We start from the raw sequence: 10142 nt of genomic DNA, 5'->3' as shown, positions 1-10142 counted from the left end.
TTATATCTAATGATTTTTAACTTTAAAATTATTTAATTATGCTCATCTCTAAATAATAATGTATTATAAAATATTTATATTTAAATTAGCTCGATAATGACCAAGTCTGGAAAATATTGTTTTAGTTGATTTATTGCGCTACAATAACTAGCAAAACTTAGAAATATATAATTAAACTATATGATTGATTATATATCTTAATTATATCACTAAAGCAATTATAATATATAATATAAAACCAAAGAAGATTTCAAAATCATAGAAATTTCTTTGGCGTGTTTTTGTTTGTATTTAAGAATTATTTAACTTAAAATTGTTTATTACCTCTATAATGTTCTCCAGTAATGGAATAATAAACCCATTCAGCAATGTTTTCTGCATGGTCTCCGATCCTTTCCAGATACTTAGCTATCATAAGAAGATCTACAGCTTGTTCTCCATTTTCCACATTTTCTCTAATAAGTTCAATTAATTCGTTTTTTACAATATGAAATAACCCATCAACTTCATCATCATAATCTATGACAGTCTTTACAAGTTCTAAATCTCTCCTTACAAAGGCATCTACACTATCTCTTACCATCTTTATTGTAGCATTAGCCATTTGAGGAATATGGTTAAGTTTTTTTATATATTTTTGTCCAACAAGTCTTAATGTTATTTCAGAAATATCAGCGGCTTGGTCTCCGATTCTTTCCATGTCTGTAATCATCTTCAATGCTGATGATATCATTCTCAAATCACTAGCAACAGGCTGTTGCTGCAGCAGAAGTTTTAGACATTTTCTTTCTATACTTTTTTCTATATCATCTACTTCTTTATCATTTTCTACAATTCTTTTTGCAAGTTCAGCATTTTGTTCTATAAGAGCAGTGACTGCTGCTTCTATAGAGCTTTCAACAATACTTCCCATATCTGTAAGCTCTTCGTTTAATGAATCTAATTCCTTATCAAACCTACTTCTCATATATATCACTCCTAGTATAAATTAGCAAATAGCAGTTTATCCAAATCTTCCAGTTATATAATCTTCAGTACGCTTATCTCTTGGATTAGAGAATATAGTATCAGTATCACCAAATTCTATTAGCTCTCCTGATAAGAAAAATGCAGTTTTATCTGAAACACGAGTTGCTTGCTGCATATTATGAGTTACCATAATGATTGTATAACTATCCTTTAATTCCTGTACTAAGTCTTCGATTTTTGCAGTTGATATAGGGTCAAGGGCACTGGTAGGTTCATCTAGCAGAAGTACTTCTGGGTCAATAGCTAAAGCTCTTGCTATACAGATTCTCTGTTGCTGTCCACCAGATAATTCAAGGGCGTTCTTTTTTAATCTATCCTTTACTTCATTCCATATGGCAGCATGACTAAGGCTTTTTTCTACAATTTCATCAAGTTTATTTTTTGATTTTATCCCATGAGTACGAGGACCAAAGGCAATATTATCATATATACTCATTGGAAATGGATTTGGTTTTTGAAAAACCATACCAACACGTTTTCTTAGAAGATTCACATCTATATTTCCATTACCGTTTGCATTACTATATATATTTTTTCCATCTAATAGAACATTTCCTTCTATTTTACATCCTTCTACTAAATCATTCATTCGATTAAGAGTTTTAAGGAATGTGGACTTTCCACAGCCAGATGGTCCAATAAAGGCAGTTATTAAGTTTTTGTGCATATTTATATTTATATCTTTAAGAGCTTGAAAATTTCCATAATATAAATTTAAATTTTCAACTACTATTTTATCCATTTAAATCCCCTTTCGATAATTTTTTAGATATTAATGATGATAATCCATTAATCCCTATTACAACAATTAAAAGTACTACGGCAGTGGCATAAGCCTCATTAGTATATAATCCTTCACTGGAAAGAGAATACATATGAATTGCTAAAGTTCTCCCTGATGAAAATAAGTTCTTTGGTATCTGCGGAACTGTACCAGCAGTATATATAAGTGCTGCAGTTTCGCCTACAATTCTACCTATTGCTAGGATAATTCCAGAGGATATTCCAGGCATAGCTGTAGGTAATACTATTTTGAATATAGTCCTTAGCTTACCTGCACCTAGACCAAAGCTTGCTTCACGAAGAGTATTAGGTACTGCTAGGAGGGCTTCTTCTGTTGCTCTAATTATGAGGGGGAGAATCATAATTGCAAGAGTAAAAGCCCCAGCAGCAATTGAAAAACTCCAACCTAAGGTTGTTACGAAAAATAAAAGTCCAAATAAACCATAAACAATAGATGGAATTCCTGATAATGTTTCTGTTGTTAATCTTATTATTTTAACTAGTTTATTGCTGCTCTTTGCGTATTCAATTAAATAAAATCCAGTGAATACACCAATAGGACAGGATATTAATAATGCTAAAAATGTCATTATAAGAGTAGTGATTATGGCTGGAAACAAGGAAACATTTTCTGTAGTATATTCTAAAGCAAATAAAGAAGGCTTTAGATAGGGAATACCTTTGATTAATATATATCCAATTATAATAAATAGTATGGAGAAGGTAGCAAAGGCTGAAAACATTATAAATCCTTTTAGCAATTTACTTAATCTATTCAATTAGCCACCTTCCTTTTTAAAAAAGAGAATAATCCATTTATAAGGAGTATGAAGATAAATAATACTACTCCAGTTGCGATTAATGCCTCTCTATGAAGATCAGCTGCATAGCCCATTTCTATTACAATATTAGCAGTCAAGGTACGTATTCCTTTTAATAAGCCTTTAGGCATACGAGCTTGATTTCCAGCTACCATGACTACTGCCATAGTTTCACCTATTGCTCTGCCAATGCCAAGTACTATAGAGGAAAGTATTCTTGATTTAGCTGCAGGCAGCATTGCAAAAAATACTGAATATTCATGGGTTGCACCTAGGGCTACAGCTCCTTCGTAATAACTAGTAGGCACTGCTCTGATTGCTGATTCTGAGAGTCCTATTATAGTTGGTAAAATCATTATTCCAAGAAGTATAGAAGCTGTTAATATGCTGCTTCCTGTACCGCCCAATAGTTCTCGAATTAGAGGTACTAATATAACAAGACCAAAAAATCCATATATTATAGAAGGAATTCCAGCCATTAGGTTTACTGCAGGTTTTAAAAAGTTATAAATTTTCTTTGGACAAAACTTTGCTAGATATATTGCAGTTAAAATTCCAATAGGCACTCCCAGAACTATAGCACCTGCAGTTACATAAATGCTTCCTATAATCATAGGAAATATTCCAAATGACGGAGGAATATTTGATGGAGACCAGTCCTTACCAAGTAAAAAATTAAATATTCCAATTTTCTTAATTCCAGGTATTCCGTTAGCAAACATAAAATAACATATTAAAATTACTGATATTATGGAAATGCAAGCGGAGATAAAAAATATTATCTCCATGAATTTTTCAAAGAATTTTCTTTTCATTTAATCACCTTCTATTTAATGTCACTCCAGTTAATAAGTTCACCTATAAAAACATTTTTTATATTTTCTAAAGATATATCATTTAAAGTATTTGCTGGATTAGTAATTACTGCAATACCATCTAATGCTATGGCAATATCCTTAAGTTCTGCCTTTTCACTATCCTTCAAAGCCCTTGAAGCCATTCCTATATCACAGGTGCCATCTATAGCAGCCTGCATACCTGCTGAGGAGTCAGATTGCTGTACTTCTATTTGAGCATTTGGATTAATTGATAGATAAGATTCTCTAAGTTTTTCCATAACTGGGGTAACAGATGAAGAGCCTGCTACTACAATTTTGCCAGCTGGTTTAGAACCATTATATGGCTCAGCATTATCATCTATGGCTATATAGTTATTCGAAACAACTTCTTGTCCTTCTTTGCTCATTATAAAATCTATAAAATCATTAGCTACTTCGGAAACTTCATTTTTTGTTGCAATATTAAAAGGTCTAGCTATTTTATAGCTTCCATTTTTGATATTTTCAGTTGTAGGAGCTATGCTATCTACATTTAATGTTTTTACTGTATCATTAAGTGACCCTGTGGATACATAACCTATTGCATATTCATTTCCAGCAACTGTTGTAAGAATAGTATCTGTTTTCATTTGAGTAATGGCTTCTTTTGTAGTTCTATCGATTTTCTTACCACTACCGTCTTTTTCTTCTACTCCAGTTAGTTCTATAAAAGCACCTCTTGTACCAGAGCCTTCTTCTCTAGTAACTACTACGATTTCATTAGATGTATCAAATTCTTTCTTATTATCCTTTTCTTTTTCAACTTTTGTATTAGCACCAGTATCTAAATCTTTCTCACCTTCATTATTGGACTTACACCCTGTAAGAATTGATGCTACTAAAACAAATGACAATATTAAAGTAATTATTTTTTTCACTTTATTTCCTCCTTTAATTTATCTATTTGCCTTTAGTATATATGGGGAATGTTAAATCTATTGTTATGGCAATGTAAAGTTTATGTAAAATTAATTAAACTATATTCTAGATATGATATTGTTGAGGGTATAAAAAGTAATAAGGTTTATTGAATGTGTTATTGGAATCACAATAAATTTGTGGTATTATATATACAAATAATGGTATTAAATAATAGATAGGTGGCGAAATAGTGAAAAAATTAATTTTGAAAATTGTTATTGGATCTATGATATGGTTATGTGGTTGTGGAGGTCAATTAAAGGATACAAAAGAGGCATTAGATAATGATAGCAATATAATAGTTGATAGCCAAGATTCATCGGGTGATTCTTCTAATGATAGAGAAGGGGAAAAGCCTGGGTTTAGAATATATACTGAAGAAGCTTTTAATACTGATACTTCTACTAAGATTGATTATACTGAAAAAGATGAAACATATAGTAAGCTATATTCTGAATTATATAATGATGATGAGAAAATAGTTGAGGATTATGATTCGTTTATTTATTTCTCTCAGGATAGAGAAGGAAAAGGCTCTGAGTTTAAAATGAGCTTTGAAGAATTTTCTGGTACTAATACTATTATGAAGATTGAATGTGATGAAAAAGAAGAATTAGCCCTTACATATAATACGGAAGTTAATAGTGGTGAATTAAAACTAGTATTTATCAACTCAGATAATGAAATCGAAACAATAGTTGAGGGAGATGGCAGTGGAGACTATATAACTACTTTAAAAAATGGAAATTATAGAGTTAAAGCAGCTGGTAAATATGCTAAGGGAAATGTAGAAATCAAGGCTGATACAAATGCTAATGTTGTAGTTGACAAGGGCATGTAGTTAAATTTTAAAAATTATATAATGAATAATAATGGACGGTTTTTCTGTGGTATAAGACAGGGAAACCGTCCATTATGCTTTTATAATAAAAGATAAAGATTGGTTTAGACAGGCTATAAAAGGGTAAAAGCAACTCGAAGGCGAAGGGTTTTGATTATTGCAATTAATCAGACAAAAATATTTTGAGGTTGTTTTAATTATTAGGAGGTGCGTTTATGTTTTTTAAGACTACAGAACAACATGAGGAATTGAGGACAATAATTAGACAATTTGCTGAAGAGGAAGTTAAGCCTATTGCATTTATATTAGACCAAGAAAATAAATTTCCATCTGAGGCAATTAAAAAATTAGCTAGTATGGGTATGCTAGGTATACCTTATGAAAAGAAGTACGGTGGAGCGGGACTTGATGTAATCAGCTATGCTATAGCCGTTGAAGAATTGTCCAGGGTAGATGGTGGTACAGGTGTAATTCTTTCTGCCCATACATCTTTAGGTGCATATCCTATAGATGCTTATGGAACAGAAGAACAGAAACAAAAATACTTAGTTCCTTTAGCAAAGGGAAAAAAGATAGGAGCATTTGCTCTTACTGAAGAAAATGCAGGTAGTGATGCAGGTGGTACTGAGACAACAGCCGTTTTAGACGGCGATTATTATATTTTAAATGGTGAAAAGATTTATATTACTAATGGAGGTGAAGCAGATACTTATATAGTATTTGCAGTTACAACACCAGATATAGGCACTCGTGGAATCAGCGCATTTATTGTTGAAAAAGGATGGGAAGGTTTTACCTTTGGTAAACATTACGATAAAATGGGTATTCGTTCTTCTGCTACTGCGGAGCTTGTCTTTAACAATGTAAAGGTTCCTAAGGAAAATTTACTAGGTAAAGAAGGTCAAGGCTTTAAGATTGCTATGTCAACTTTAGATGGAGGACGTATTGGTATTGCAGCCCAAGCCCTTGGTATTGCACAAGGTGCTTATGAAAGTGCATTAGAATATTCAAAGGAAAGAATTCAATTTGGGAAACCTATTTGTCAGCAGCAGGTAATTTCCTTTAAATTAGCGGATATGGCAACCAAAATTAGAGCAGCTAGATTTTTAGTTTATAGTGCAGCAGAGTTAAAGGGAAATGATGAGTCTTATGGTGCGGAAGCTGCCATGGCTAAAATGTATGCTTCTGAGATTTGTCTTGAAGTTGTAAATGATGGTCTTCAAATATTTGGCGGAAGCGGTTATCTAAAGGGTATGGATATTGAACGTGCCTATAGAGATGCTAAAATTTGTACAATATATGAAGGGACTAATGAAATTCAGCGTATTGTAGTAGCTTCTAGTATCATTGGCAAGATGGCAAAGGCTGATCATGGAGGTACTGCAGCTAAGGTAGGGCCAGCTACAGGTTATCGTAAGAAGATTATTTTCAATAGTGGAACTCCTGAGGAAAGAGTTAATGAGCTTGTGAAAGCCCTTAAGGCAGATGGCTATGATTTTACAGTAGGCATTCCTCTTGATACTCCAATAATTAAAGCAGATAGAGTAGTAAGTGCAGGTATGGGTATAGGTGCAAAAGAAAATATGAAACTTATAGAGGATTTGGCAATTCAAGCTGGTGCAGCCATAGGATCATCTCGTCCAGTGGCGGAGACCCTTAAATATCTGCCATTAAATCGATATGTAGGTATGTCAGGTCAGAAGTTTAATGGGAATCTTTATATAGCTTGCGGCATTTCAGGAGCAGGTCAACATTTAAAGGGCATAAAGGATGCTACTACAATTGTTGCTATAAATATTGATCCTAATGCAAAAATATTTAAGAATGCAGATTATGGTATTGTTGGTGATATAATGGAAATATTACCACTGTTAACAGCTGCTTTAGATAATGGAGAGCCTAAAAAAGAAGCACCACCTATGAAGAAGATGAAGAGATCTGCACCAAAGAAAGTTGCTCCTACTTGGAAATATCATGTATGTAATGGATGCGGCTATGAATATAATCCTGGTGTAGGTGATCCAGAAGGTGAAATAAGTCCAGGAACAACTTTTGAAAAGTTACCTGAAGAATGGACCTGTCCTTCCTGTGGTGAAGAAAAGGATATGTTTATAGAAGTATGATTTCTATAATAAGTAAATATTATAAGATATTTTAAGTAAAAGGGGGATTATTATATGCATTGTGTTAGAAATATAACTGAGGATCTTTATTGGGTTGGTGGCAATGACCATCGTCTTGCCCTTTTTGAAAATATTCATCCCATAGAACGAGGTGTATCTTATAACTCATATTTGCTGTTAGATAAAAAGACAGTGTTGTTTGATACTGTAGATTGGGCAGTTTGCCGACAGTTTCTTGACAATATTAAAGGAGTTCTAGGAGATAGAAATCTGGATTATATGGTAATTAATCATATGGAACCAGACCATGCAGCATGTATTGAAGAAATTATTATTAGATATCCAGACTTAAAGATCATATGTACGGAAAAAGCATCTTTGTTTATGCGTCAATTTGGTTTCAATATAGATGATAAAATAATAGAAGTAAAAGAAGGGGACAGTATGTCCTTTGGAAAACATAATCTTGTGTTTATTTCTGCCCCAATGGTGCATTGGCCAGAAGTAATGGTAACATATGATACTACTAATGGCGTATTATTTTCTGCTGATGCCTTTGGATCATTTGGTGCATTAAATGGTAAATTATTTAACGATGAGGTGGATTTTGACAGAGATTGGATTGATGAAGCTAGAAGATATTATACCAATATTGTAGGAAAATATGGTCCACATGTTCAATCTCTTTTAAAGAAAGCTCAAAATATTGATATAAAGATTATCTGTCCGCTGCATGGACCTGTATGGCGCAGTGATTTAGGATATTTCATAGATAAGCATGATAAATGGAGTAAATATGAGCCGGAAGAAAAAGGAGTAGTAATAGTTTATGGAACAATGTATGGAAATACAGAGGTTGCAGCTAATTATCTAGCAACAAAATTAGTTGAAAAAGGAATAAAAAATGTAGTTATGCATGATGTTTCAAAAACTCATGTATCTTATTTGATTTCTGATACATTTAAATATAGTCATATAGTTCTTGCTTCTGTAACTTATAATTTAAAGATTTATCCACCAATGTTAAATTACATTATGGATATGAAAGCATTAAATCTTCAGAAACGTACCTTTGCTATTATAGAAAATGGCTCATGGAGTCCTCAATCTGGAAGATTAATGCGTGAATTATTAGATGAAATGAAAGACATGATTATATTAGATAATGAGATAACATTAAATTCCAGTATGAAAGAAGATGACAGTGATTTAATAGAAGCTATGGCAGACAGTATTATTGAATCTATGAAATAATTTTCTTGCATACTTAATCTATTAATGATATAATACTTTGGTAAATCCTTGCTCTATCTTATAGGATAGGGCCGATAGTCCATAGGGAGGTGAAATACATGAGAAAATATGAAGCAGTGTTTATCTTTTTACCGAGTGAAGAAGAAAAAAGAGTTCAGATTCTTGAAAGATTCAAGGGTATAATTGAAGCAGACGGATCTATTACAAACATTGATGAGTGGGGAACTAGAAAACTTGCATATCTAATTGATGATATTGCCGAAGGATACTATGTACTTATAAACTTTGAAGGTACAGCAGAAGTTGTAAAAGAATTAGATAGAATTTCTAGAATTTCTGACAGCATTATGAGACATATGATCATTAGAGAAGATGAATAATCTAAGGTAGGTGAGAATATTGAATAATGTTGTATTAATAGGAAGATTAACAAGAGACCCTGAATTAAGGTATATACCTGGTAGTGGTGCTGCTGTTGCAAGATTTGGAATAGCAGTTGACAAGGGGCTTTCTAGAGAAAAAAAACAAGAAATGGAATCTAGAAATCAGCCAACTGCGGATTTTATCAACATAACTGTATGGGGTAGACCTGCAGAAAACTGTGCTAACTACTTAGTAAAGGGTAGATTAGTGGGTATCCAAGGTAGAATTCAAACTGGCTCTTATGAAAAAGACGGAGTTAGAGTATATACAACGGAAGTTGTAGCTAATAATGTTGAATTCTTAGAATGGGGAGATAAAAACAAACCATCAGATTTTAATGATTCTAGTTTAGATTTTGGCGGTATAGAAGGTTTCCATCCCACTGATGATGATGACATTCCATTCTAGAAGGAGGGTAAAAAGATGCAAAGAAGATTTAAACCAAGAAAAAGAATTTGTAGCTTTTGTGCAGATAAATCAACTCATATAGATTATAAAGATATAAATAAACTTAAAAAATATATAACAGAAAGAGGAAAAATTCTTCCTAGAAGAATTTCCGGAAACTGTTCAAAACATCAAAGAGAACTTACAACAGCTATAAAAAGAGCAAGACAAGTAGCATTATTACCATATAGTGCAGAATAAGAGAGGGTATCCTCTCTTATTTTTTTCAGGACTTTTTATTTGACTTATTTCCCTAGACTTTGTATTATTTTAATAAGACAAATATAAAATTAAAAGGATGGGAATGGGATGAAAAATAAAGATATAGATATTATAAAGAATATGAAAACAGTAGAATGGCTTAAATCTCAGTTGCTTGGTACTGTAGCTAATCTATATTCCGCTTTAGCAGATGGGGAAGAAAATACAAAAGAGAATCTAGAAGATATTATTTCAAATATTATATTAGAATCTCTACTTTTGGGTAAAAGATTAGGGTTAGGCTATGAAAATATAGAGTCGGCATTAAGAGAGAATATTAAGCTTAATTTAATAGAAGAACATAAAATAGAAAAATGGTATGGGGATTTAAGTATATTGCTTGAATTTATTGATAAACATA

General features: G+C 32.3%; 12 protein-coding genes. 7 read left to right on the top strand and 5 right to left on the bottom strand.

From position 1 onward, the window contains the following. Positions 1-307: 307 nt before the first annotated feature. The 5 genes from phoU to ABWP20_RS17605 are packed head-to-tail and all read right to left on the bottom strand — an operon-like array spanning position 308 to position 4389. Positions 308-967 (bottom strand): phosphate signaling complex protein PhoU, encoded by a 660-nt coding sequence (gene phoU / locus ABWP20_RS17625; RefSeq protein WP_353097629.1) that lies wholly within the window; start codon positions 965-967, stop codon positions 308-310. 36 nt (positions 968-1003) lie between these two features. Then, positions 1004-1771: a phosphate ABC transporter ATP-binding protein PstB gene (gene pstB, locus ABWP20_RS17620; RefSeq protein WP_353097627.1), complete on the bottom strand. Its 768-nt coding sequence runs from the start codon at positions 1769-1771 to the stop codon at positions 1004-1006. After that, positions 1764-2591: a phosphate ABC transporter permease PstA gene (gene pstA / locus ABWP20_RS17615; protein WP_353097626.1), complete on the bottom strand. Its 828-nt coding sequence runs from the start codon at positions 2589-2591 to the stop codon at positions 1764-1766. Before pstA ends, pstB begins: the two co-directional genes overlap by 8 nt. Next, positions 2588-3448 carry a phosphate ABC transporter permease subunit PstC gene (gene pstC, locus ABWP20_RS17610; RefSeq protein ID WP_353097624.1) on the bottom strand — a complete coding sequence of 287 codons (861 nt, stop codon included), beginning with the start codon at positions 3446-3448 and terminating at the stop codon, positions 2588-2590. Before pstC ends, pstA begins: the two co-directional genes overlap by 4 nt. Before the next feature lie 11 nt (positions 3449-3459). Further along, positions 3460-4389 (bottom strand): substrate-binding domain-containing protein, encoded by a 930-nt coding sequence (locus ABWP20_RS17605; protein WP_353097622.1) that lies wholly within the window; start codon positions 4387-4389, stop codon positions 3460-3462. A gap of 233 nt (positions 4390-4622) precedes the next feature. Here ABWP20_RS17605 and ABWP20_RS17600 point away from each other — a divergent pair, with 233 nt between their 5' ends. From ABWP20_RS17600 to ABWP20_RS17570, 7 genes are all read left to right on the top strand, one after another. Next, on the top strand, positions 4623-5273 hold the full coding sequence (locus ABWP20_RS17600; protein ID WP_353097620.1) for a hypothetical protein: 651 nt from the start codon (positions 4623-4625) through the stop codon (positions 5271-5273). A 215-nt stretch (positions 5274-5488) separates the two neighbouring features. Further along, a complete protein-coding gene (locus tag ABWP20_RS17595; protein WP_353097618.1) occupies positions 5489-7396 on the top strand; it encodes an acyl-CoA dehydrogenase family protein in 1908 nt (635 codons plus the stop codon). Positions 7397-7450: 54 nt separating this feature from the next. Beyond that, positions 7451-8650 (top strand): FprA family A-type flavoprotein, encoded by a 1200-nt coding sequence (locus ABWP20_RS17590; RefSeq protein ID WP_353097616.1) that lies wholly within the window; start codon positions 7451-7453, stop codon positions 8648-8650. Positions 8651-8748: 98 nt separating this feature from the next. Further along, positions 8749-9030, top strand: coding sequence for a 30S ribosomal protein S6 (gene rpsF, locus ABWP20_RS17585; protein ID WP_353097614.1), 282 nt, complete (start codon positions 8749-8751; stop codon positions 9028-9030). A 19-nt stretch (positions 9031-9049) separates the two neighbouring features. Next, the gene (locus tag ABWP20_RS17580) at positions 9050-9481 is read left to right on the top strand and encodes a single-stranded DNA-binding protein (RefSeq protein ID WP_353097612.1); all 432 of its coding nucleotides are present in this window, start codon (positions 9050-9052) and stop codon (positions 9479-9481) included. A gap of 15 nt (positions 9482-9496) precedes the next feature. Beyond that, positions 9497-9721 carry a 30S ribosomal protein S18 gene (rpsR, locus tag ABWP20_RS17575; RefSeq protein WP_353097610.1) on the top strand — a complete coding sequence of 75 codons (225 nt, stop codon included), beginning with the start codon at positions 9497-9499 and terminating at the stop codon, positions 9719-9721. Between the two features lie 108 nt (positions 9722-9829). Beyond that, positions 9830-10142: MazG-like family protein (locus ABWP20_RS17570; RefSeq protein WP_353097608.1), on the top strand; the 313-nt coding region annotated here is incomplete at its 3' end.

The sequence above is a fragment of the Tissierella praeacuta genome (genome assembly GCF_040396155.1).
Classification (GTDB): domain Bacteria; phylum Bacillota; class Clostridia; order Tissierellales; family Tissierellaceae; genus Tissierella; species Tissierella praeacuta_A.
This window is presented reverse-complemented; position numbering and strand designations above follow the sequence as displayed.

Excerpts from the sequence above, each read along its gene's own strand:
- phoU (WP_353097629.1), bottom strand. The coding sequence starts at position 967 with ATGAGAAGTAGGTTTGATAAGGAATTAGATTCATTAAACGAAGAGCTT.
- pstB (WP_353097627.1), bottom strand. The coding sequence starts at position 1,771 with ATGGATAAAATAGTAGTTGAAAATTTAAATTTATATTATGGAAATTTT.
- pstC (WP_353097624.1), bottom strand. The coding sequence starts at position 3,448 with ATGAAAAGAAAATTCTTTGAAAAATTCATGGAGATAATATTTTTTATC.
- ABWP20_RS17595 (WP_353097618.1), top strand. The coding sequence starts at position 5,489 with ATGTTTTTTAAGACTACAGAACAACATGAGGAATTGAGGACAATAATT.
- ABWP20_RS17590 (WP_353097616.1), top strand. The coding sequence starts at position 7,451 with ATGCATTGTGTTAGAAATATAACTGAGGATCTTTATTGGGTTGGTGGC.
- rpsF (WP_353097614.1), top strand. The coding sequence starts at position 8,749 with ATGAGAAAATATGAAGCAGTGTTTATCTTTTTACCGAGTGAAGAAGAA.
- rpsR (WP_353097610.1), top strand. The coding sequence starts at position 9,497 with ATGCAAAGAAGATTTAAACCAAGAAAAAGAATTTGTAGCTTTTGTGCA.